This is a genomic window from Actinocorallia herbida (assembly GCF_003751225.1).
In the GTDB taxonomy this organism is placed as follows: Bacteria; Actinomycetota; Actinomycetes; order Streptosporangiales; family Streptosporangiaceae; genus Actinocorallia; species Actinocorallia herbida.
In genome coordinates, this window is record NZ_RJKE01000001.1 from 1,415,612 (window position 1) to 1,437,743 (window position 22,132).

Consider the following 22,132-nt stretch of genomic DNA (forward strand, 5'->3'; position numbering starts at 1 on the left):
CGCGTGAGATCCCGAGGCGGGCCCACCGCCTGGGACGGCGGGCCCGCCCGGATCTCTCCGATGGACTCCGCGCGGATCCCTGAGGCGGGCGCGTGATCGTCCAGGACGGCTGCGGGTCCTCGGGAAACGTGGGGAAGGCGCACCGGATCCGGCGACGGGTCCGTCAGCCGTCGAGAACGGCGGCGGGTCCGGTCGGCGGTGAGATCCCGAGGCGCGTCCGTGGTCGGGGACGGCAGTGGGGCCGCCTGGGAACTGCCGGGGGCATCGGGTCAGGACGGGTCGGCGGTGCGGAGGCGCTTGAGGGTGTCGATGTCGGTTCTGTGGGGTTCGGGGGAACGGCCCGGGGTTTCGATGATGAAGGGGACGCCGGCCACGGCCGGGTGGCGGAAGAGGGCGGCGAAGGGGGCTTCGCCGATGTGGCCACGGCCGATGTTCTCGTGGCGGTCCTTCTTGGCGCCGCAGAGGTCCTTGGAGTCGTTGGCGTGGATCAGTTTGAGGCGGTCCGCGCCGACCGTCGCGACGAGTTCGTCCAGCGTCTTGGTGACGCCGTTCTCGGCGGCCAGGTCGTGTCCCGCGGCGAAGGCGTGGCAGGTGTCCAGGCAGACGCCCAGTTTGGGGTGCCGGTCCAGGGCGTCGAAGTAGGGGCCGAGTTCGTCGACCGTCGCGCAGAGCATGCCGCCCTGCCCGGCCATCGGCTCGAGGAGCAGGTCGGGGGCGTCCTCGGGCAGCGCGTCCAGCAGCGGCAGCACATGCTCGCGCACCTGCCGCAGCGCCTCCTCGCGGGTCTGGGTGACCGCGGAACCGGTGTGCACCACCACGCCGCGCGCCCCGATCTGGGCGCCGCGGGCGAGCGCGTGCGCCACCGACTGGACCGACTTCTCCAGGGTCTCCTCGGTGGGCGAGCCGAAGTTCACCAGGTAGGGCGCGTGGACGTACACCGGCAGCGGGCTCTCGCGCAGCTTGGTGTCCTCGGCGGGCTTGCCCGCGGCCTGCGCCCAGCCCCGTGGATTGCTCACGAAGACCTGGACGGCCTCCGCGCCGATCTCGGCGGCGTACTTCAGTCCTCCGGTGCCGAGGCCACCGGCCACCGGTACATGCGCCCCGATGGGGCTCGTCAGCTCGCTCATGGTCGTCCCAGGGTAGGGGACCGGTCTGACAGGACCGGCCCCGCGCGCGGGACGGCGCTAGTGCATGATCGTGATCGTGGTGCCCTTGGGCACCCGGTTGCCGCCGCCCGGGTTCATGTTGAGCACCCGGCCGCTGTTCACCGTCGCGTTGACGACGACGACGAAGCCGCGCCGCTCCAGCTCCGCCTTGGCCTCGTCGACGGTCTTGCCGAGCAGGTGCGGGATCAGCACGTTGCCGTTGGCGTCGGGCTGGTCGTCGTTGCAGAACGGGTTGACCTGCTCGAGGAAGCAGTTGTCGCGCTTGTTGACCCCGATGGTCACGGTCGAGCCGGGGGCGAGGACGGTGCCCGCCTTCGGGTCCTGCCAGAGGATCGTGCCGTCCGGCTTGCCCGGGTCGTTCTGCTCGACCTCGTTGACGTTGAAGTTGCCGTCCAGTTTGGCCTTGATCGCGTCGAGCTGGCCGTAGGCGTCGTCCTTGGCCTTGCCGACGATGTCGGGCATCGCCAGGCCGCTGGAGACGTACAGCGTGATCGGCTCGTCCGGGGAGTGCTTCGTGCCCGCCTTGGGGTCGGTGCCCGCGGCCATGCCCTCCGGCTCGCTGGACGCCCGCTCCTCCTCGTTGACCTTGAACGCCTTCAGCTCTTCGCGCGCGTCGTCCATGGACTTGCCCGCGACGTCCGGGATCTCGATCGGGGTGAGGCCCTTGGAGAGGGTCAGGACGACCTTGACGCCCGGCTGGATCTTGGCGCCTTCGCCCGGTGTGACGGCCGCGACGGTGCCCTTGGGCGCCTCGTCGGAGAAGACCCGCTGGTCGGCGATCTCGTACTGGATGCCGTCGGAGCTGAGCGTGCGGGTGGCGTCCTCCTGGGACACCCCGATGATCTCCGGGACATGGTCGTACTTGCCGGACACCTGGTACCAGACCGCCCAGCCGAGCACCATCGAGGCGATGAGGCCGAGCGTCAGCAGCACGAACCTGCCGGTGACGAAGTGCATGATCCGGTCGAGCAGCAGCACGTCCTCCCCGCGCGGCGGCTCCTCGCCGCGGGGCAGGACCGCGGTGTGGTTGGGCGCGCCGCCGGGCAGGACCGAGGTCCGGTTGTCCGTGCCCGTCTGCTGGAAGACCGAGGTGGCGCCGTCGGGACCGCCGCCGCCCTGCGGGCCGGTGTGCGGGCCGCTGTGGTACGGGCCCTGCGCCGGCGGCCGGGGCTGCTCGCCGGAGTTGCGCATCGCCAGGCCCGGCACGCCCGCGGAGCCCGGCGCGGGCAGCGGGAGGTTCGGGTCGGCGAGCAGCGCGTAGAAGTGGCCGGCGTCCATGGGCCGCCCGGCCGGGTCCTTGGCGGTGGCCGACATGACCAGCGCGTCGATGCGCGGAGGGATGTCGGGCACGAGCTGGGACGGCAGCGGGATGGGGTCGTTGACGTGCGCGTAGGCCACCGAGAGCGGGGTGTCGCCCTGGTGCGGCTGGCGTCCGGTGAGCAGCTCGAACAGCAGGATGCCCGCGGCGTAGACGTCCGAGCGGGCGTCGGCGCGGCCGTCGATCACCTGCTCGGGCGCCATGTAGGCGACCGTGCCGATGATCATGCCGGTCTTGGTCTGCTTGCTGTCGGTCTCGGCGCGGGCCAGCCCGAAGTCGGCGACCTTCACCTGGCCGTCGCGGGTCAGCAGGACGTTCTCCGGCTTGACGTCGCGGTGGATCAGCCCGGCCCGGTGGGCCGCGCCGAGCGCGGACAGGACCGGCGCCATGATGCCCAGGGCGTCGCGGGCCGGGAGGCGGCCGCGCTCGTCGAGGAGGTCGCGCAGGGTCCTGCCGGGCAGGTACTCCATGGTGAGGTACGTGTACGCGCCGTCGGTGCCCTGGTCGTAGACGGCGACCACGTTGGGATGGGAGAGCGCGGCCGCTGCCTTCGCCTCGCCCATGAACCGCCGGACGAACTGGTCGTCTTGCGCCAGGTGCGCGTGCATCACCTTGACGGCGACGATCCGGTCGAGCTTCGAGTCACGGCCGACGTAGACCGTGGCCATTCCGCCCTTGGCCACCTTCGACTCGATGCGGTAACGCTCGTCGAGCACTCGCCCGACGAGAGGATCCACAGCTGTCGCGTCCATCCGGGCAGTCTAAGGGCGAATCGGACCCGGTCTCATCGGTCTGCGGGACTACGTTTTCACCCGTTCTGGAACTGTGATCATGCTTTGTCCTGATCGCTGCTGGTCGGGTGGCCCGAAGTCGCCAGACCGTCGAACGCCGACGACGCCTGGGCCAGATGCCGCCGAGGGATCCGCCCCGCCAGACGCGCGGCGCGGCCCGCCTCGACCGCGTGGCGCATCGCCGTCGCCATCAGCGCCGGCCTGCGCGCGCGGGTGACCGCGGTCGCCAGCAGCACCGCGTCGCAGCCCAGCTCCATCGCCAGCGCCGCGTCGCTCGCGGTGCCGATCCCGGCGTCCAGGACGACCGGCACGCCCGCGCGCTCCACGATCAGCTCGATGTTGTGCGGGTTGCGGATGCCGAGGCCCGACCCGATCGGCGCCCCCAGCGGCATGACGGCCACGCAGCCCGCCTGCTCCAGGCGCTGGGCCAGGACGGGGTCGTCGTTCGTGTACGGCAGCACCTTGAACCCGTCGGCGACGAGGCGCTCGGCGGCGTCCAGCAGCTCGATGGGGTCGGGCAGCAGGGTGTGCTCGTCGGCGATGACCTCGAGCTTCACCCAGTCGGTGCCCAGGGCCTCGCGGGCCAGGCGCGCGGTGAGGACCGCCTCGCCGGAGGTGAAGCAGCCCGCGGTGTTGGGCAGCACCCGGATCCCGTGCCTGTCGAGCAGCTCCAGGACCGAGCCCTTGGCCGCCGGGTCGACCCGGCGCATCGCCACCGTGGTCAGGGCCGTGCCCGAGGCCAGCAGCGCCTCCTCCAGCGCGTGCATGCTCGGGGCGCCGCCCGTGCCCATGATGAGCCGCGAGCCGAGCTTCTCTCCGGCGATCTCCAGCGCGTCCAACGTTCAGCCTCCCTGGACCGCGGTGATGATCTCCACCCGGTCGCCCTCGTTCACCGGCGTCGCGGGCCATGCCGCGCGCCGCACCACTTCGTCGTTCAGCGCCACCGCGATCCCGCGGCCCTCCGCGGCCGCGCTCCGCCCCGCCGTGCCCGCGACGACGTCGGCGACGGTCGTGCCGGCGGCGAGGTCGCGGAGGTCTCCGTTGACGTGCACTCTCATCGGGTCTCCACGGGGGCGAAACGGGCTGCGGTGAAGGGGCGGGCCACCTCGGGCAGGTCCCCGCCCGCCAGCACCCCGGCGACGGCGTCGGCGGTGAGCGGGGCGAGCAGGATGCCGTTGCGGTAGTGGCCCGTGGCGTACACCAGGCCCTCGGTCCCCGAACGGCCGAGGATCGGGGCGTTGTCGGGGGAGCCGGGGCGGAAGGACGCCTTGACCTCGGCGAACTCCAGCTCGGTGACGCCCGGGAAGAGCGCGCGGGCGTCGCGCAGCAGCTCCCAGAGGCCGCCCGCGGTGACCCGGCCGTCGAACCCCAGCTCCTCCTGGGTGGCGCCGACGACCAGCTCCCCGTCGGGGCGGGGCACGAGGTACATCGAGAAGCCCTGGACGAGGCCGCGGGTGGCGCGGGTGAGGAACGGCCGCGGCGAGCGCAGCCGGATGATCTGGCCCTTGACGGGCCGGACGGGCAGGTCGTCGAGTCCGCCCGACCAGCTCCCGGCGGCCAGGACGACCTGGTCGGCGGCCAGCACCGTGCCGTCCTCCAGCCGGACGCCCTTGGCGCGGCCGCCTTCGACGACGATCTCCCGCGCGCGCTGCCGGACGATGGGCACGTCGGCGCAGGCCTGGAGAAGGGCGGCGAGGACCTTGCGCGGGTCCACGCTGCCGTCGTCGGGCGCGAGGATTCCGCCGCGCACGGACGGGGCGAGCATCGGCTCGAGCCCGCGGCACTCGCGTCCGGTGAGGAGCTCGGTGCGCAGGCCCAGGGACGCCTGGAACTCGTGCTGGTCGCGGAGGAAGGCGAGGTCGTCGCCGTCGTAGGCGACCGAGAGGTTGCCCTCGCGCTGGTAGCCGACGTCGATCCCGGTCAGCTCGCGCAGCTCGGCGGCGAACGCCGGGTAGCGGTCGCGCGAGTCGATGCCGAGCATCAGATGGTCTTCCTCGCCGTACTGCAGCTCGCCGACGGGGGTCAGCATCCCGGCCGCGACGTGGCTCGCGCCCGACCCGGGCGCGGGGTCCACGAGGGTGACGGACAGGCCCCGCTGGGCCGCCCGCCAGGCGATGCCGAGGCCGACGACCCCGGCTCCGATGATCACGATCAAGCGCGTTCGCTCCCTTCGCCGGCATGACCCGGATCAGGTTCCTACGGTCGGGAGCCGCGCGCTCCCCTCTCAGCCCCCGCGGGGGCTCCCGTGCCTTCGCCACCAGCGTATGCCCTGAGCAGCAATCATGAGATATCCGGCATCCCTGTGCAGAACGCCGTTCTTCGCGACGGCTATGGTGGCGGCACCTTGCCGGTCCGGCTATGACTGGATCCGGCGAACGGCCGTCATCCGGTCCCGAGGCCGGTCTGTGGGTGTCGTGGAGGGTTTTGCATGGAACGGGTCATCGTCGTCGGCGGCGGTCTCGCCGGAGTGCGCGCCGTGGAGGCGCTGCGGGCCAGGGAGTACACGGGCGCGCTCACCCTCGTCTGTGCGGAGGAGGTGCTCCCGTACGACAGGCCGCCGCTGTCCAAGGCGGTCCTCACCGGAGACAGCGACGACACCACGGTCGACGCCGCCTGGGACGCGCTGGACTGCGACGTCAGGTTCGGCGTCACCGCCACGGGGCTGCGGGCCGACGAACGCGTCTTGGAGACGACGGCCGGCGACCTGACTTACGACGGTCTGGTGATCGCCACGGGCGCGGATCCCATCAGGCTGCCTGGGCCGGGTCCCCAGCACGTCATCCGGACCATGAAGGACGCGCTGGAGCTGCGTCCCCTGCTCGTCTCCGGGGCGCGCGTGGTCGTCGTCGGGGCCGGATGGATCGGCGCCGAGGTCGCGACCAGCGCGGCCAAGCTCGGCTGCCGGGTGACCGTCCTGGAGGCCGCCGAGACCCCCGTGGCCGTCGCGCTCGGGACCGAGCTGGGCGCGCTGACCGTGCCCTGGTACGCCGAGGCGGGCGTCGAGCTGCGCTGCGGCGTCAAGGTCGCCTCGATCGAGGACGGCGGGGTCGCGCTCGTCGGCGGGGAGTTCCTGGACGCCGACGCGGTCGTCGTCGGCGTCGGGGTGCGGCCCGCGCTCGGCTGGCTCGGCGACGCGCTGGAGCTGGATCCGCGAGTGGGCGGGATCGTCGTGGACGGGTCCCTGCGCACCTCCCGACCGGAGATCGTCGCGGTCGGCGACTGCGCGGCCTGGTGGTCGGGCCGGTACGAGCGGCGGATGCGGGTCGAGCACTGGGACGTCGCGCTGAACGCCCCCGAGGTCGCGGTCGCCGCCCTGCTGGGCGACGCCGAGGCCGTCTACGACGAGGCGCCCTACTTCTGGTCCGAACAGTTCGGGCGGATGGTCCAGTTCGCCGGGCACCAGGCGGGCGCCGAGAAGATGATCTTCCGGGGCGACCCTTCCGAGCGGAAATGGGCGGTCTGCTGGGTCCTCGGCGACAGGCTCGAGGCGATCCTCACCGTGGACAAGCCGCGCGACCTCGTCCAGGCCCGGCGGATCATCGGCCAGGGGACGCCGATCGATGTGACGAAGCTCGCGGATCCGGCCGTAGCCATCCGAAACGCCGTGCTGACGGTTTCGTAGCCTCCGCCGGATGGTAGACACGGAACCGTGACGAAGACGCACGTTGACATCGATCCGGAACTCGACTCCCTTGTGGGGGAATGGCACACCTTGACCGGTGCCGCGAAACTGTTCGGCCTCCCGGCCGGACGGGTGAAGCAGTGGGTCAAGGAGGGCAAGCTCATCGCCGCCTACCGGTCCGTCGGAGGCGGACCGCAGGTCCCCGCGGACTTCTTCGAGGGCGCGGAGATCATCAAGGGACTTCCCGGCACCCTGACCCTGCTCGGCGACGCGGGCTTCGACGACGTCGAGGCCCTGCGCTGGCTGTTCACCCCGGACGACACCCTGCCCGGCAGCCCCGTGCAGGCGCTCCGGGAGAACCGCGGCACCGAGGTGCGGCGCCGCGCCCAGGCCCTGGCGCTCTGAGGTGGTTCCGAGCGACAAGGCGGTGGCCCTGCGCGCACGGCTGGCCACCGCCCGGCTCTACCTGTGCGTCGACTCCCGGCCGGAGCAGGGCGACCTGCCGGAGTTCCTCGACGCGGTGCTCTCCGGCGGCGTGGACATCGTCCAGCTCCGCGAGAAGGGCATCGAGGCCAAGCAGGAGCTCGCCGCCCTGGAGGTCTTCCGCGCGGCCTGCGACCGGCACGGGGCGCTGCTGGCCGTGAACGACAGGGCGGATGTGGCGTTCACCGCGGGCGCCGACATCCTGCACCTCGGCCAGGACGACCTGCCGGTGCCCGCGGCCCGCCGGATCATCGGCCAGGACATGCTCATCGGGCGCTCCACCCACGGGGTGGACCAGGTCGAGGCGGCCGAGACCGAGGCGGAGGTCGACTACTTCGCGGTCGGGCCCGTCTGGCCGACGGCCACCAAGCCGGGCCGTCCGGCGGCGGGGTTCGCGCCGGTGCGGGCCGCGGCGGAGACGGCGCGGCGGCCGTGGTTCGCCATCGGCGGCATCGACGGGGGGAACCTGCCGGAGCTCCTGGAGCTGGGGGCGACCCGGATCGTCGTGGTCCGGGCCCTCACCGAGGCGCCCGACCCGCACAAGGCGGCGGTGGATCTCCGTGCCGCCCTGGGCGGCCGGGCCTCGGCCTGAGCCGGGCGATAATGAGGACATGAACCCCGAAGACACGGCGCCGCTCCTGCCCGACCTCACCAGCGACGAGCGGGCGGAAGGCTGGGGAGACTGGCGCGAGGACGAGGGCAACGACGCGCGCCTGCGCGAAGACGTCCCGCCGCACTGGTAGCGATGCGGGCCCGGGAGGGGATTTCCCCCTTCCGGGCCCTTTCCTTTTGGTATAACTCGGCTTCCGGCCCCCGTCCCCCGTAAGGTCGCCGCCTGTGCCGAGCCAGCATGACGCCCCGCTCCGTCCTGAGGACCCCCGCAAGATCGGCCCCTACGCGTTGACGGGGCGCCTGGGCGAGGGCGGCCAGGGCGTGGTCTACCTCGCCGAGGACCGGGAGGGGAGGGCCGTCGCCGTCAAGGTGCTCAAGGGCGGGCCCATCGCCTCGCCGAAGGCGCGCGGCAGGTTCATCAAGGAGGCGGGCGCGGCGAGCCGGGTGGAGGCCCCGCAGGTCGCCCGGGTGCTGGACGCCAAGGTCACCGCGGAGCGGCCCTACCTCGTCAGCGAGTACGTGCGCGGCAGGACGCTCCAGGAGGAGGTCGCCGAATCCGGGCCGCTCAAGGGGCCGGAACTGCACAAGATCGCGCTGCGCTGCGCCGTCGGGCTCGCCGCGATCCACCGGGCCCAGGTCGTGCACCGCGATCTCAAGCCCGGCAACGTGGTGCTCGGGCCGCGCGGCGCGAAGATCATCGACTTCGGGGTCGCCCGGTTCCTCGACGGCCGCACCCCGCAGACCACCCATCCCTTGGGCACGCCCGCGTACATGTCCCCGGAGCAGGTCGAGGACCTCCACATCGGCCCGGAGTCCGACGTCTTCGCCTGGGGCGCCACGGTCGTCTACGCGGCCACCGGACGCCCCCCGTTCGGCGCCGGCCCCACCGCCGCCGTCATGCGCCGCATCACCGACCGCGAACCCGAACTGGGGGCCCTGCGCGGCAACCTCCGCGGCCTCGTCGTGCGCTGCCTCGACAAGGAACCCGCGGCCCGCCCCACCGCGCCCGAGATCGTGCGCTTCCTCCGCGCCGAGGCCCGTCCCGCGGCCCCCGCGGCCCGTCCCAAGAGCGTCCCGCGCTACCGCAGCCGCATGATCATCGCGCTCGTCGTCGTCTCCACCCTCGGGTTCGTCTGCGGCATGCTGTTCTAGCGCCCGCTCACCAGCGGCCCACGGCGCGCAGGGCGGTGCGCAGCCGGGCCGCCCGGGTCTCGCGGTCGGCGGGGTCGAGCGAGGGCCATCCGGCGTCCTTGAGCGCCTTGAGCGGCCTGCGGAGATCCCCGCGCAGGCGTCTCGGGAGGCCGTCGGCGACGAGCGCGGCGGCGGTCACGAACGCCCAGTGGACGCCGGGGGAGGCGAGCTCGTCCCGCAGCAGCGCGAAGGCGCCGGGGTCGCCGGAGCGGATCAGCCGTTCCGCGGCGGCGGCGCGCAGCTCAGGGTCGGGGGAGCCGAGCAGGGGCGCCAGGGCGGCGTCGGCGCGCAGGCCGTCGAGGTCCCAGCGCACCAGCGTGCGGGCCGCGTGCCGCCGGACCGCGGGGTCCGGGGCCGCGAGGAGGCCGGTGACGGCCCCGGTGAGCCGCGGCACCGGCACGGTGACGGGAGTGCCCTCCCAGTCCTGGAGGCCCCCGATCAGGGCGGCGGCCGCGAGCCGGACGTCGGCGTGGGTGTGCTCGATGAGCGGGAGCGCCGCGTCGAGGGTCGCCGCGGCCAGCGCGTTCGCGCCGACCGCCTCCAGGACGTCGAACGCGAGCTGGACGATCAGGGGCTCCGGATGACGGAAGAGCGCCAGGACGTCGGGCGCGCAGGCCGGGGTCGCGATGTCCTCGTAGACCTCGAGGACGGCCAGCAGCAGCCCGGGATGCAGCCGGTCCCGTGCGGTGATCATGCCGCGCAGCACCGACTCCGCCCAGGTCTGCTCGTCCTCCCGCCACGGGTACACGTCCATCAGCGCCGCGAGCGCCCGCCGGGCCGCCAGCGGATCCCCGGTCCGCGCGACCTCCAGCAGCCACCCGGTGGGCGCCTCCGCGAACTCCCCGACGAACTTCTCCCACGGGTCGGTCCCCGCCACGGGCAACAGCGAAATGCCCTGCACGCCCCCTGCCCCCTGTGCTCTTCGGCCCCGCCTCCGGCGGCGCGGTGATCGGGCGCTTTCGAGCCTTGAGCCCGATACCTCCCGGGTGATTCCTCCTCTTAGGACGCGTCCCGGCCCGCGGGGGTTCGACGGACCGGGACGCGGGCGTCCGCCTAGCGCGCGGGGCGGTAGACGGCCACGGCGCAGGCGCTGCCGAGGCCGATGTTGTGCTGGAGGGCGACGCGGGCGCCGTCGACCTGGCGGGCGCCGGCCTGGCCGCGGAGCTGCCAGGTGAGCTCGGCGCACTGCGCGAGGCCGGTGGCGCCGAGGGGGTGGCCCTTGGAGATGAGGCCGCCGGACGGGTTGACGACCCACTTGCCGCCGTAGGTGGTGGCCTGGGCCTCGACGAGCTTGTGGCCTTCGCCGACGGGGGCCATGCCGAGCGCCTCGTAGCTGATCAGCTCGTTGGCGCTGAAGCAGTCGTGCAGCTCGATCACGTCGACGTCCTCGATGGTGATCCCGGCCTCGGCCATGGCCTTGTCGGCCGCGCGCTTGGAGCAGCCGAAGCCGACGGCCTGGATCGAGGACTTCTCGGCGAAGCTGTCGACGGTGTCGGTGGCGATGTGCTGCCCGGCGATCTCGATCGCCTGGTCCCACAGGCCGTGCTCCTCGACGAACCGCTCACTGGCGACGATCGCGGCGGCGGCCCCGTCGGAGGTGGGGGAGCACTGCAGCTTGGTGAGCGGGTTGAAGATCATCGGCGCGTCCTTCACCTGGTCCAGGGTGTACTCGTCCTGGAACTGGGCGTAGGGGTTGTGCACCGAGTGCTTGTGGTTCTTCCAGCCGATCCACGCGAAGTGCTCGGGGGTGGAGCCGTACTTCTCCATGTGCTCGCGGCCCGCGTTGCCGAACATCTGCGGCATCGGCGCGGCGGCCTCCCAGCCGCCGCGGCCCTCGACCATCGCCCTGAGGTGGTGGTCGACGATGGTGACCTTGGACGCGGCCATGCCCGCGCCGAGGGAGCCCTTCTCCATCTTCTCCATGCCGAACGCCAGGACGCAGTCGGCGAGCCCGCCGCGGACGGCGTTGCGGGCCAGGAAGAGCGCGGACGAGCCCGTCGCGCAGGCGTTGGAGACGGTCATCACCGGAATCCCGGTCATGCCGACCTCGTAGAGGGCGCGCTGTCCCATGGAGCCGTAGGCGGAGCCCGCGTACGCCTGCTCGACCTGCTCGTAAGACACCCCGGCGTCTTGCAGCGCCTTCTCGACTGCCTCCTTGGCCATGTCGGGGTACTCCCAGTCCTTGGACCCCGGCTTCTCGAACTTGGTCATCCCGACACCGACGACGAACACCCGACCTGCCATGCGGCTCCTCCTCGCTTGCGTGATCCGGCCAGAGCATAACTTGTCGGCGAGCGCTTACTTGGTTTCGGGCGCGGTCTCCCGGAAACGCCGAAGGCCCCGCCGGAGCGGGGCCTTCGCGATGCGTCGCGGGACGGGTCAGACGCGGCGCGCGGTGGCCGCGACGGCGAGGTCGGTGAGGGCGGTGCGCGCCTCGGGGGTGAGCTCGATCTCGGCGAGGGCGCGGTGCGCGTCGGCCGCGAACCTGTCGATCATCTTCTCGCAGCCGTCGAGCGCGCCGGTCTCGGTGAGGATGCCGCGCAGCTCCTCGACGCCGGCGAGGTCGAGGTCCGGGTCGCCGAGGCGGTGGTTGAGGGTCTCGCGCTGGGCGGGGGTGCCGCTCTGCATCGCGAGGGCGATCAGGACCGTCCGCTTGCCTTCGCGCAGGTCGTCCCCGGCGGGCTTGCCCGTCTCGGTCGGGTCGCCGAAGACGCCGAGGACGTCGTCACGGAGCTGGAAGGCGGTGCCCAGCGGGAGGCCGTAAGCCGACAGGCTCTCCAGGTAGGCCGCGTCCGCGCCCGCCATCGCCGCGCCGAGGTGCAAGGGCCGCTCGATGGTGTACTTCGCGGCCTTGTAGCGCACGACCCTGAGCGCGCTCTCCACGTCGCCGGTGCCGCGGGCCTGCTCCAGCATGTCCAGGTACTGCCCGCACATGACCTCGGTGCGCATGATGTCGTAGATCGGCCGACCGGGCGCGAGCGCCGCCTCGGACAGGCCGGACGCCTCGTACATCTCGGTGGACCAGGCGAGGGTGACGTCGCCGAGGAGGATCGCCGCGCCCGTCCCGAAGGACTCGGCCGAGCCCGGCCAGCCCTCGCGGGCGTGCATCGCCTCGAACCTGCGGTGCACCGACGGCTGGCCGCGGCGCGTGTCGCTGCCGTCCATGACGTCGTCGTGGATCAGCGCGCTGGCCTGGAGGAGCTCCAGGGAGGCCGCCGCGGAGAAGACCTCGGGCCCGTCGACGCCGCCCGCGCCGCGCCAGCCCCAGTAGGCGAACGCCGGCCGCAGCCGCTTGCCGCCCGACAGCAGGGTGTCCAGTGCCGAGAGCATCGGCTCGAGGTCCTCGGTGATCGCCAAGAGGACGGGGCGCTGCCTGTCGACGAAGGCGTACAGGGCCTCGTCGACCTCTTTGCGGACGCGGCTGGAGGTCATGGCGTCCAGCCTAATGGCGGCCCGTTCGTTTTATGTGCTTTTGTGGTATCTGCTGTATCTCTGTTCTTGTCGGGTCACCCGGGTCCCGGGACTGCCCATCTCAGCATGTGGATCGGTACCCTGCTGCCATGACGTCTGCGCGCCCCACCATCCGCGAGCTTCTGGCCTCCGGCGAGAAGACCTTCTCCTTCGAGTTCTTCCCCCCGAAGACCGAGCAGGGTCTCCTCAACCTGTGGCGGGCCATCCGCGAGGTCGAGGCGCTGCACCCGTCATTCGTGTCCGTCACCTACGGGGCCGGCGGCGGGACCCGCGACACCACGGTCGACATCGTCGAGCGGATCGCCACCGACACCACCCTGACGCCCGTGGCGCACTTCACCGCGGTGAACCACTCCATGGCCGAGTTGCGCAACCTCGTCGGCAGGTTCGCCTCCGTCGGCGTCAACAACATCCTCGCCCTGCGCGGCGACCCGCCCGGCGACCCCAACGGCGAGTGGATCAAGCACCCGGAGGGCGTCGAGTACGCGGGCGAACTCGTCAAGATGATCCGCGCCTGCGGCGACTTCAGCGTCGGCGTCGCGGCCTTCCCCTACAAGCACCCCAGGTCGCCCGACATCGCGACCGACACCCGCAGGTTCGTCGAGAAGTGCCGCGCGGGCGCCGACTACGCGATCACCCAGATGTTCTTCCGCGCCGAGGACTACTTCCGGCTGCGCGACCGCGTCGCCGCCGAGGGCTGCGACATCCCGATCCTGCCCGGGATCATGCCGGTCACCCAGCTCAGCACGATCACCCGCTCGGCGCAGCTGTCCGGCGCGCCCTTCCCCGCCGACCTCGCCGAGCGCTTCCACGCCCTCGGCGACGACCCCGAGGCCGTCCGGAACCTCGGCGTCGAGCACTGCGCCCTGCTGTCCCAGGAACTCCTGGAGGGCGGCGCCCCCGGCATCCACTTCATCACCATGAACCGCTCGACGGCCACCCGCGAGGTCTTCGGCCTCCTCGGCGCGGCCGCCGCCCGGCCCCGCGCCGCCGTCTGACGGCTCAACGGGGGACGTGCGCGGCCGGGGCCTCGACCCGGGCCAGCGGGAGCCGCGCGCCCATGACGGCGTACGGCGGTCCGCCCCCGGGGAACTCGAACGCGCTGAGCAGGTCGTGGAAGCCGACCGAGCGGTACAGGTGCTGGGCCGGGGTCTGCGGCCTGCGGTCCAGCGTCGACAGGACCGCGGTGCGCTCCCTGCGGCCCGCGCACAGCGTCGTCAGCAGGGACCGGCCGAGGCCCTGGCCCTGGTGGTCGGGGCGCACATGCAGCTCGGCGACCTCCCACGCGTCACTGAGCCAGCTCGTCGCGTGCTCCCGGCCGCTGCGCTCGCGCAGCTCCCGGTCCACCACGTCGTGCCACCACTGGCCCGCCGCGCCGTGGAACCCGTAGGCGAACGCGACGGGAGTCGCCCCGAACACCCTGCGCTGCTCCACCACCAGCGCCCGGAACCCCGGATACGTCGCATGCCGCAGCATGATCGACTGCCGGCCGGGAAGCTGGGCGGGCGGCGGATCCATCGCCGCGATGTAGACCTCGAGCAGCCCGCCGAGCAGCCGTCGGAACGTCTTCGCGTCGATCTCACGCAGCGTCGGCTCTCTCACCCGCCCGAGCCTACGACCGCCCCACCCCCCACAGCCAACCCAAGCCGCCCCCACACCCCCCGAGCCGCGCCGCCAAGTCGGCCCCGCGCACTCGGCCGGGGCGCGTTTCCCGGCTCCCGGACCACCCGTCCGGCCGCGCCCCGCCTTCCGGTCGGCGCGGGCCTCGCCGCCCGGGCCGGGCGCGGTTCATGGCCGGCCCGCGCTTGCCGCGCGGTCGGCGCGCGAGCGGGGCGCGCGGCATGGAGGGCTGCGGGCTTGGCGAACGGTCGGCGCGAGGCTCGCGCCCCGCCCGGGCCGGGCGCGGTTCAGGGTCGGCCCGCGCTTGCCGCGCGGTCGGCGCGCGGGCGGGGCGCGCGGCATGGAGGGCTGCGGCCTTGCCGAACGGTCGGCGAGGGGCTCGCGCGTTTCATGTCCGGGCGCACCCCGCTTTCGTCGACTCGAGTCTCGCCGCGCGTGCCTGGCGCGAGGCACGGCGAGCTGTGGCCTTGCCGAAGGGTGCTCCGGATGCGCGGGCTGTTCGTTCTGGGCGTTCGCGGAGGTCATCGAAGCGGTCGGGGGGTTCACGGACGCCGGGCGTGCGCGGGTGGCGGCGCGGGACGCCGACCGGACCGGCGGGCCGCCTCGACGTGACCGGGCGTCGGCACGTCGCGGGGGCGCGGGGTCAGCCCGGGGTGAGGAAGCGCGGGGTGGCGCGCACCCGGTTGTAGATCGACCAGAGGATCTTGTCCGCGGCGGACTGGAGTCTGCGGCGGTTCGAGCCGAGTTCCGCGCCCCAGGCCCGGGCCTCAGGGCCGAGCCAGGCGTCGGTGGCGGTGAACGTCCGGAAAGGGGCGTTCACCGCCTCGCGCAGGGCGTCGACGCTGCCATAGGCCGCCGTGTACTGCTGGTACAGCTCGCGGTAGGCGGGGTTCGGCAACGTCCCCGGAGGCGCCTCGCCCGTACCGAACGGAGGGGGGACGCTGCCCGGAGGCGGCGGAGCGGACGGCATACCCATGAGGTCACCTCGCCTGTCGTCGGACGCGCCGGGGCACGCCTACTCCGTCGGTGCGCCCGTACCGGCGCCCGTCAGTCTGTTCGTGCCCCCCGCGGCGGCGGCGCCGCCCATCGGGGTCGCGCCCAGCACGTCGGCCGCGTCGTCCCCGACACCGAGCGAGGCCGCCTCGGCCCGGACGTCGGCGGTCCACTGGGCGTCGAGGTCGAGCTGGACGTCGGCGGTGGACAGGGACGCGGCGATCGCGTCGAGCTTGGCGGGGTCGCCGTCGGCGGCCTCGATGAGCTGCGCGGTGCCTTCGGCGCCGAGGCGGTCGTAGAACGAGGCGGTGTAGTCGCCGTCCCCGGCATGGGTTTCGAGGTTCGCCCACACCTGGGCGTCCACCCCGTCGCCCGCGGACAGGGACTCGACCGCCGCATAGGCGTCGACGACCCCGCCCGAGACCCCTCCGGAGCCTTCCCCGCTCGCGGGGCCGCCCGCCCCGTCGCCTTCCGCGCCGGAGCCTTGCGTGCCGTCGCCTTGCGTGCCGTCCGTACCGGATCCCTGGGTGCCGTCGCCTTGCGTGCCGTCGGTGCCGGAGCCTTCCGTGCCGGACCCAGGTCCGCCGTCGGTGCCGGAACCTTCCGTGCCCGTTCCCGGCGTTCCGTTCGTGCCGGAGCCCTGGGTGCCGGAGTCGCCGGTTCCCTGGCCGGTGCCCTCGCCTTCGTGCCCGGTGCCGGAGCCGTGGTCCTGGTCGCCGTGGCCGGTGGAGCCGTCGTGCGGGGTGCCGGTGCTCGGGTCGTCGCCGGTGGAGGTGCCGCCCGTGCCCTGGCCGTGGGTCGGGGTGGTGCCGTCCTGGCCGGTGCCTTCGGCGTCGGCGGGGATGTCGGGGTCGCTCGTGCCGTTGCCCAGGCCGGGGGTCGCGCCGGTGCCGGACCCGGTGCCCGCGCCCGTGCCGGTCCCGCCGTTCGCGTCCGTGCCGTCGGTGTCGGTGTCGGGGCCGGTGCCCGCGTCCAGGTCGTCGTCATCCGTGCCGGAGCCGGTGCCGCCTTCGGCGTCGGTGTCGGCGGGGACGTCGGGGGAGGGGACCGGGTCGTCGTCCGTGCCAGGGCCGTTGCCCGAACCCGGCGAATCCGCGGAATCCGTGCCCGGGGGCGTGCCGACGGGGATGTCCGGATCGTCGAGTGCGGCGGACGCGGCGGCGCGGCGGCGGTTCAGCATGCCGAGCTGGTCGGCGACCCACTGCTGGACGACGCGGGCGTCCCGGTAGCCGTCGGCGGCGACACCGGCCGGCGGGGGATGGGCGGAGAGCCAGGTGCCGATGTCGTCTGCCGCGCGTTCCATCTGCCGGATCAGCTGCGACAGCGCTGCGGCGTCGGCACCGCGGAAGTTCGGATCTCGACTCGCCGCGACCTGCATGCTCATCGGCGCTCCCCACCCCAGGACACCTTCCGTGACCTGTGTACCACAGGAACCCCCGCCGCGTCTGCCGGGAAAGCCCGTCTCGTCGGGGCTCTCAGCGGCCCAGGGCCGCCTCGACCGACGCCTCGTCGCGGGCGACGAACGCCCGGCCGTCATCGGTGAGGATGATCGGCCGCTGGATCAGCGACGGATGCGCCGCGAGGACCTCGATCCACCGCCCCCGGTCATGCTCCGCCGACTTCAACTCCAGCTCCTTCGCGACGGGCTCCCCCATCCGCGTGATCTCCCACGGCTCCATCCCCAGCCGCGTGAGCACGTCCTCCAGGTCGGCGACCGTGGGCGCGTCCTCCAGATACCGCCGCTCCGTGAACTCCGCCCCGCTCCCGCTCAACGCCGCAAGCGCAGCCCGGCTCTTGGAACACCGCGGGTTGTGCCAGATCTCCATGTTCGTCACTCCTCCGTCGCGTCGGATGGTCGGTATGCGCACTTCGCCCCGCCGTTGGCGGCGCGGTGATCGGGCGCTCGAGATCCGGGCGGCCATGCCCTCCGGCCCGGGCACGAACCACCCGATCACTCTAGGGAACTCGTCACCTGAAGCTCCGCCCCGGGGCCGCGGCGCGACCCCTCCTGCCCAGGGGCGGAGTTCGCGGACGCGGAACGCCGCCCAGGAGGTACGGAGCAGGGGCGAGGCGGTGAGCAGGGGCCGGTGCCGAGGGGCGGGGAGGCCGCTGCGGGGGCCACTCGCTGCGCGGAGGGGTCAGGCCACTTCGGCAGGGGTGCCGGAGGTGAGGGTGAGGAGTTCGGCGTAGGTGGTGGGGAAGACGGTGTGGGGATGGCCGGCCGCGGCCCAGACCGTCTCGTGGCGGTCGAGCCAGGTGTCGACGAGGGTGCGGATCGGGGAGGGGTGGCCGACGGGGGAGACGCCGCCGATCGGCTGGCCGGTGGCCTCGCGCACGAACTCGGGGGTCGCCCGCTTGACCTTCGCCGCGCCGATGAACTCCGCGACGCGCTTGACGTCCACCCGGTGCGCGCCGCTGGTGAGGACGAGGAGCGGCGCGCCGTCGGCGTCGAAGACCAGGCTGTTGGCGATCGCGCCCAGGGGGCATCCGAGCAGGTCGGCGGCGGCCTGTGCGGTGGGCGCGGCCTCGTCCAGCTCGACGACCTCGCCGCTCGCTCCGGACGTGGCGAGGACCGCGGCGACATGGGCGGTGTTCGGGTGCATGGCGGAAGCCTAGTCGCGCGGGACACGGTCATCGCACGGGTTCTCCGGCGCGCTCTCCGGGTCGCTCCGCGGGGTTATCCACAGGGGTCTCCGCGTTCTGTCGGTCCCCTGTGTTCTCATCGGGGTACCTGGTCGACCTGGGGTTCCGTGGATCACGGGACGCGCCAATCGAACGTATTGACGAACGTTGGCGGTTGGGGTTTACTGGGGACATGTCGAACCGATGTTCGACATGGTGCGGGACTCGCGGCCCGCATCCGAGGCACAGGCGAGCCGGAGGCAGCGCAAACCGGACGGTTCGCTCCGGTCGGGCTGGAGGAGGGGAAGCCTCCGGTCCGACCGGGCCCGCCGAAGGGAGAGGGGCGCGAGGAGTTCGTCCCGGGAGGGGCCGTCCGGCTCCGTCCGGCCGAGAAGGAGGCGAATGCCATGTCCGTGCATCCGATGCCTCCGGGTCCGCCGATCCGGAAGGTTGCCCCGACCCACGCCCAGCACCTCTTGCGGGACGCCCGCAGGCTTCTCGCGGAAGCCGCAGAGTCCTCGCACCCCAACGTCCGCTACGCCACGGCTCACCTCGCCGCGCTGCGCGCCGCCGCCGCGGTCCTGGCCGTCCGCGGCCCCGTCGCCCCGACCCGCGGCCGCCCACGCACCGCCTGGGTCCTGCTGGAGCAGGCCGAGCCCCTCTTCGCCGAGTGGGCCGCCTTCTTCGCCGCGGGTGCCCCCACCCGCGCCGCCGCGGAGGCGGGCCTGCCAGGTGCCACCACCCCCGCCGAAGCCGAGGAACTCCTCCGCACCACCGAGACCTTCCTCACCCTCGTCGAAGACACCCTGCGCATCCCCACCCAGCAGTCCCTCCCTCTGACCGGCTGATCCCCCTGCGGTCAGAGGGAGGGACGCCCTCCCTCCCCACGCCCCGAAGGAAGGAACCCCACCCGGCCTCTCACTCAGGCGGTCGGCACTCCGACCCTCGACCTCGCCACTCGTGGTCTCCGGGGCCCGCGTCGGCCTGAGGTCCGGTGCTCACGCATACGGGCCGAGGGGATCCGCGACGTCATCCGCACACCCCGCCCGGGGCCTCTCCCGCCGTTCGCCCCCCAGAGGCCCGACCCGCGAGAGCACGCCTGGGCCGCCCGCAGAGGTCCCCGCTCCGTGCGGCGGCCGCGCGGTCGCTAGGCCGAACTCGGCGTGCCGCACGCCGCGGACGGCCGCAGTGGCCCGTCCCGCACAGAGCGCGCCGCCTTCGACCGGGATCGCCATCCCGCGCCGGAGACGCACCTGCCCCCTCCCCGAGACCGCTGCGCTCCTCGCATCCCGCCAGGCCCGCGCGACGAGGTCGTCGCCCGGTCCGAGGCCGCCCGGTCCCGCTGACGGCGCCGATGGCCGCGTGCCGGGCCCGGCACGCCGCTCGCCCGTGCGGCCGACGTCGCCGTGTCCGTGCCGAGGGCGCGGACGGTCGCGTGTCTGCCCTGCCGCGCGGGTCGCGTCTCGTACGGCCGGCGCGTGGTCTCAGACCGCGACGCCGGCCGCGTCCGGCCTGACCCGGGCGAGGCCGCTGCGCGTGGCCGGGGCCGCCGTGCCGAGCCGGTGCGGGGGTCGCGTGCGGGACGCATCTCGTGCGGCGAGCGCCCTCGTCGTCGCATGCGGTCGGGTGTGCCGTGTCGTGCCGAGGGCGCGGACGGTCGTGGGTCGAGCCCGCCGTTCGGGTCGTACCTTGCGTGGTGGTCGCGCGGCCGTCGCGTGCGGTTGGGGTGGCCGTGGCGTGCTGGCGGGCGCGGGTGGTCGCGGGCTGGGATTGCCGCGCCGGTCGTACCTTGCGTGGTGGTCGCGCGGCCGTCGCGTGTGGTTGGGGTGGCTGTGTCGTGTCGGCGGGCGCGGGTGGTCGCGGGCTGGGATTGCTGCGGCGGTCGCGTCTTGTGCGGCGGGTCCGTGGCCGTCGCGTGTGGTTGGGGTCGCCGTGTTGTGCCGGCGGGCGCGGGCTGGGCGTTGTGCGGGTCTCGTCTCGGAGGGTGAGTGTGTGCGTCGGGGGTGTCGGGAGGCGGGTGGGTGCGGGTCGGGCCGTTGGGCGGGTCTTGGCTTGGGCGGCTTGGGCGAGGTCGTTGTGGGTGGTCGGGGCGCTGTGTTGGGCTGGGGTGTGGGTGGTCGTGGGGTGGGACCGCTGTTCTGGTCTTGTCGGTCGGGGTGGTCGGCGGGGTTCGCGGTCAGGGGGTCTGGCGGGCGGGGGTGGGGGTGGGGGTGAGGAGGTCGGCCATGGGGGTGAAGTCCGTGAACTCGGTGAGGGGGGCGGGGCGGCCGGACTGGTTGATCGAGTGGGTGGGGGAGGAGGGGGCGCGGGTGGGGGTGACGGCGCCTGCGGTGGCGCCGGTGAAGCGGAGGACGTACTGGGCGAGTTCGGTGGCGGCGCGGAGGGTGCGGGTGGTGAGGGAGTTGGGGGACTGGGCGGTGGTGGGGGCGCCGAAGTCCTCGGAGGCGGCGAAGACGCCGGTGGGGGTGATGTCGGCCTTGAGGTAGGTGAAGAGGGGGCGCAGGGCGTAGTCGATGGCGAGGGAGTGGCGCGCGGTGCCGCCGGTCGCCCCGAGGAGGACGGGGACGCCGGTGAAGGTGCCGGGGTCGATGACGTCGATGAAGGACTTGAAGATGCCCGCGTAGGACAGGTTGAAGGTCGGCGTCACCGCGATGACGCCGTCGGCGCCGCGGATCAGGTCGATCGCCTTCTGGAGGCGTTCTCCCGCGAAGTGGGTGAGGGTCGCGTCGACGATGTCGTGGCCGAGGTCCTTGACCTCGATGACGTCGATCGTCACCGAGTGCCCGTCGCTCTCCAGGACGTCGCGGGTGGCCGCGGCGAGGCGGTCGGCGAGCATCCGGGTGGAGGAGGGGACGCTCAGCCCCGCGGCGATCACCACGAGGCGGAGCGGGCGGATCGGGTCACTCATCGTCGGTTCCCTTCTCGGTCTGGGCGGGCTCGGCGGCGGCCGCGGCCTCTGCGGCCTCGCGGCCGGCTGCGGAGTCGGCGAGGCGGGTGCTCTCGCGCCGGTCCTTGGCCAGCGCCTCGCGCTGGGCCTGCTCGCCGCCCTCGGCGGTGAGGCCGGTCCAGTTGTCGCCGGTGCCGAAGCGGTAGGCGTCGGAGTAGGGGGTCTCGCCTTCGGCGGCGAGGGCCGCGTCGCGGGCGGCGACCCGGGAGGCGTGCGTGGGCGCGTCCGGGACGTGCGCGGGCCGCAGCGCGTCGAGTTCCTTGCGCAGGACGGGGACGATCCGGGTGCCCAGGATCTCGATCTGCTCCAGCACCGTCTTGTGGGGCAGGCCCGCGTGGTCGACGAGGAAGAGCTGGCGCTGGTAGTCCCCGACGTTCTCGCGCATCGACAGGTACCGCTCGACGACCTGCTCGGGCGATCCGACGGTCAGCGGCGTCTCGCGGGTGAAGTCCTCCAGCGACGGCCCGTGTCCGTAGACGGGCGCGTTGTCGAAGTACGGCCGGAACTCCTTGACGGCGTCCTGGCTGTTCGGCCGGGCGAAGAACTGCCCGCCGAGCCCGACGATCGCCTGGTCGGCCGAGCCGTGCCCGTAGTGCTCGAACCGCTGCCGGTAGAACTCGACCATCTGCGCGGTGTGCCGCAGCGGCCAGAAGATGTTGTTGTGGAAGAAGCCGTCACCGTAGTAGGCGGCCTGCTCGGCGATCTGCGGGGAGCGGATCGAGCCGTGCCAGACGAACGGCGCCACCCCGTCGAGGGGGCGCGGGGTCGAGGTGAACTGCTGGAGCGGCGTGCGGTACTTGCCCTCCCAGTCGACGACGTCCTCGGTCCACAGCCGGCGCAGCAGGTGGTAGTTCTCGATGGCGAGGTTGAGGCCCTCGCGGATGTCCTGGCCGAACCACGGGTAGACGGGGCCGGTGTTGCCGCGTCCCATGACGAGGTCGACGCGCCCGCCCGACAGGTGCTGGAGCATCGCGTAGTCCTCGGCGATCTTGACCGGGTCGTTGGTCGTGATCAGCGTGGTCGCGGTCGACAGCAGGATCTTCGACGTCCGCCCGGCGATGTAGCCGAGGGTGGTCGTCGGCGACGAGGTGACGAACGGCGGGTTGTGGTGCTCGCCGAGGGCGAAGACGTCGAGCCCGACCTCCTCGGCCAGCTTCGCCATCTCCACGATGTTCCGCAGGCGCTCCTGCTCCGTCGGAACCTTCCCGGTGGTGGGGTCCGGGGTGATGTCGGCGATGCTGAAGATGCCGAACTGCATGGTGACGGCTCCCTTCGAGCTTCCAGGGCAGGTGCCGC

Annotated in this window: 21 protein-coding genes, 1 pseudogene and 1 riboswitch; of the genes and pseudogenes, 7 read left to right on the forward strand and 15 right to left on the reverse strand. The window is 73.3% G+C overall.

What is annotated here, in order from left to right; all coding sequences use genetic code 11:
• Positions 1-269 precede the first annotated feature (269 nt).
• From EDD29_RS06735 to thiO, 5 genes are all read right to left on the reverse strand, one after another.
• Entirely contained in the window at positions 270-1,127 is an 858-nt protein-coding gene (locus EDD29_RS06735) for a deoxyribonuclease IV (RefSeq protein WP_123663342.1), read from the reverse strand.
• Between the two features lie 57 nt (positions 1,128-1,184).
• Complete coding sequence (locus EDD29_RS06740; RefSeq protein WP_123663343.1) at positions 1,185-3,236, reverse strand: Stk1 family PASTA domain-containing Ser/Thr kinase; 2,052 nt, start codon at positions 3,234-3,236, stop codon at positions 1,185-1,187.
• A 77-nt stretch (positions 3,237-3,313) separates the two neighbouring features.
• Positions 3,314-4,114, reverse strand: coding sequence for a thiazole synthase (locus EDD29_RS06745; RefSeq protein ID WP_211359580.1), 801 nt, complete (start codon positions 4,112-4,114; stop codon positions 3,314-3,316).
• Between the two features lie 3 nt (positions 4,115-4,117).
• Positions 4,118-4,333: a sulfur carrier protein ThiS gene (gene thiS, locus EDD29_RS06750; protein ID WP_123663345.1), complete on the reverse strand. Its 216-nt coding sequence runs from the start codon at positions 4,331-4,333 to the stop codon at positions 4,118-4,120.
• Positions 4,330-5,424 carry a glycine oxidase ThiO gene (gene thiO / locus EDD29_RS06755; RefSeq protein ID WP_342774477.1) on the reverse strand — a complete coding sequence of 365 codons (1,095 nt, stop codon included), beginning with the start codon at positions 5,422-5,424 and terminating at the stop codon, positions 4,330-4,332. Before thiO ends, thiS begins: the two co-directional genes overlap by 4 nt.
• Positions 5,424-5,532: riboswitch (TPP riboswitch) on the reverse strand. It overlaps the preceding gene by 1 nt.
• 171 nt (positions 5,533-5,703) lie before the next feature.
• Between thiO and EDD29_RS06760 the strand changes: the two genes are divergently transcribed.
• The 5 genes from EDD29_RS06760 (at position 5,704) to EDD29_RS06775 (ending at position 9,144) form a co-directional block, all read left to right on the forward strand.
• Positions 5,704-6,897: an NAD(P)/FAD-dependent oxidoreductase gene (locus EDD29_RS06760; RefSeq protein WP_123663347.1), complete on the forward strand. Its 1,194-nt coding sequence runs from the start codon at positions 5,704-5,706 to the stop codon at positions 6,895-6,897.
• 27 nt (positions 6,898-6,924) lie between these two features.
• Entirely contained in the window at positions 6,925-7,302 is a 378-nt protein-coding gene (locus EDD29_RS06765) for an Rv2175c family DNA-binding protein (protein ID WP_123663349.1), read from the forward strand.
• A gap of 1 nt (position 7,303) precedes the next feature.
• The gene (gene thiE / locus EDD29_RS06770) at positions 7,304-7,972 is read left to right on the forward strand and encodes a thiamine phosphate synthase (protein ID WP_246052554.1); all 669 of its coding nucleotides are present in this window, start codon (positions 7,304-7,306) and stop codon (positions 7,970-7,972) included.
• 19 nt (positions 7,973-7,991) lie between these two features.
• Positions 7,992-8,123, forward strand: coding sequence for a hypothetical protein (locus tag EDD29_RS47590; RefSeq protein WP_281280851.1), 132 nt, complete (start codon positions 7,992-7,994; stop codon positions 8,121-8,123).
• 94 nt (positions 8,124-8,217) lie between these two features.
• Entirely contained in the window at positions 8,218-9,144 is a 927-nt protein-coding gene (locus EDD29_RS06775) for a serine/threonine-protein kinase (protein WP_123663351.1), read from the forward strand.
• Between the two features lie 7 nt (positions 9,145-9,151).
• Here EDD29_RS06775 and EDD29_RS06780 read toward each other — a convergent pair whose 3' ends face one another.
• The 3 genes from EDD29_RS06780 to EDD29_RS06790 form a co-directional block, all read right to left on the reverse strand.
• On the reverse strand, positions 9,152-10,060 hold the full coding sequence (locus EDD29_RS06780) for a HEAT repeat domain-containing protein (RefSeq protein ID WP_211359582.1): 909 nt from the start codon (positions 10,058-10,060) through the stop codon (positions 9,152-9,154).
• Between the two features lie 176 nt (positions 10,061-10,236).
• Positions 10,237-11,427, reverse strand: coding sequence for a thiolase C-terminal domain-containing protein (locus EDD29_RS06785; protein WP_123663353.1), 1,191 nt, complete (start codon positions 11,425-11,427; stop codon positions 10,237-10,239).
• 135 nt (positions 11,428-11,562) lie between these two features.
• Entirely contained in the window at positions 11,563-12,615 is a 1,053-nt protein-coding gene (locus EDD29_RS06790; protein WP_123663355.1) for a polyprenyl synthetase family protein, read from the reverse strand.
• 128 nt (positions 12,616-12,743) lie between these two features.
• On the opposite strand from EDD29_RS06790, the gene metF reads away from it, so the two are divergent.
• Positions 12,744-13,652 (forward strand): methylenetetrahydrofolate reductase [NAD(P)H], encoded by a 909-nt coding sequence (gene metF / locus EDD29_RS06795; protein WP_211359583.1) that lies wholly within the window; start codon positions 12,744-12,746, stop codon positions 13,650-13,652.
• A 4-nt stretch (positions 13,653-13,656) separates the two neighbouring features.
• Here the strand turns inward: metF and EDD29_RS06800 are convergent, their stop codons facing one another.
• From EDD29_RS06800 to EDD29_RS06820, 5 genes are all read right to left on the reverse strand, one after another.
• On the reverse strand, positions 13,657-14,256 hold the full coding sequence (locus EDD29_RS06800) for a GNAT family N-acetyltransferase (protein WP_246052555.1): 600 nt from the start codon (positions 14,254-14,256) through the stop codon (positions 13,657-13,659).
• Positions 14,257-14,917: 661 nt separating this feature from the next.
• The gene (locus tag EDD29_RS06805) at positions 14,918-15,250 is read right to left on the reverse strand and encodes a hypothetical protein (protein WP_246052556.1); all 333 of its coding nucleotides are present in this window, start codon (positions 15,248-15,250) and stop codon (positions 14,918-14,920) included.
• Between the two features lie 39 nt (positions 15,251-15,289).
• Positions 15,290-16,651 (reverse strand): hypothetical protein, encoded by a 1,362-nt coding sequence (locus EDD29_RS06810; protein ID WP_123663369.1) that lies wholly within the window; start codon positions 16,649-16,651, stop codon positions 15,290-15,292.
• Between the two features lie 91 nt (positions 16,652-16,742).
• Positions 16,743-17,093, reverse strand: a complete 351-nt coding sequence (locus EDD29_RS06815) for an ArsC/Spx/MgsR family protein (protein WP_123663371.1) — start codon at positions 17,091-17,093, stop codon at positions 16,743-16,745.
• A 312-nt stretch (positions 17,094-17,405) separates the two neighbouring features.
• Positions 17,406-17,870: a YbaK/EbsC family protein gene (locus tag EDD29_RS06820; protein ID WP_123663373.1), complete on the reverse strand. Its 465-nt coding sequence runs from the start codon at positions 17,868-17,870 to the stop codon at positions 17,406-17,408.
• Positions 17,871-18,296: 426 nt separating this feature from the next.
• Here EDD29_RS06820 and EDD29_RS06825 point away from each other — a divergent pair, with 426 nt between their 5' ends.
• Positions 18,297-18,737 (forward strand): SAV_6107 family HEPN domain-containing protein, encoded by a 441-nt coding sequence (locus tag EDD29_RS06825; RefSeq protein ID WP_211359584.1) that lies wholly within the window; start codon positions 18,297-18,299, stop codon positions 18,735-18,737.
• 1,328 nt (positions 18,738-20,065) lie between these two features.
• Here EDD29_RS06825 and EDD29_RS06830 read toward each other — a convergent pair.
• Positions 20,066-20,797 carry a CE1759 family FMN reductase gene (locus tag EDD29_RS06830; RefSeq protein WP_123663375.1) on the reverse strand — a complete coding sequence of 244 codons (732 nt, stop codon included), beginning with the start codon at positions 20,795-20,797 and terminating at the stop codon, positions 20,066-20,068.
• A gap of 220 nt (positions 20,798-21,017) precedes the next feature.
• Positions 21,018-22,094, reverse strand: a pseudogene (locus tag EDD29_RS06835) (LLM class flavin-dependent oxidoreductase); the annotation flags it as partial.
• Between the last annotated feature and the right edge of the window lie 38 nt (positions 22,095-22,132).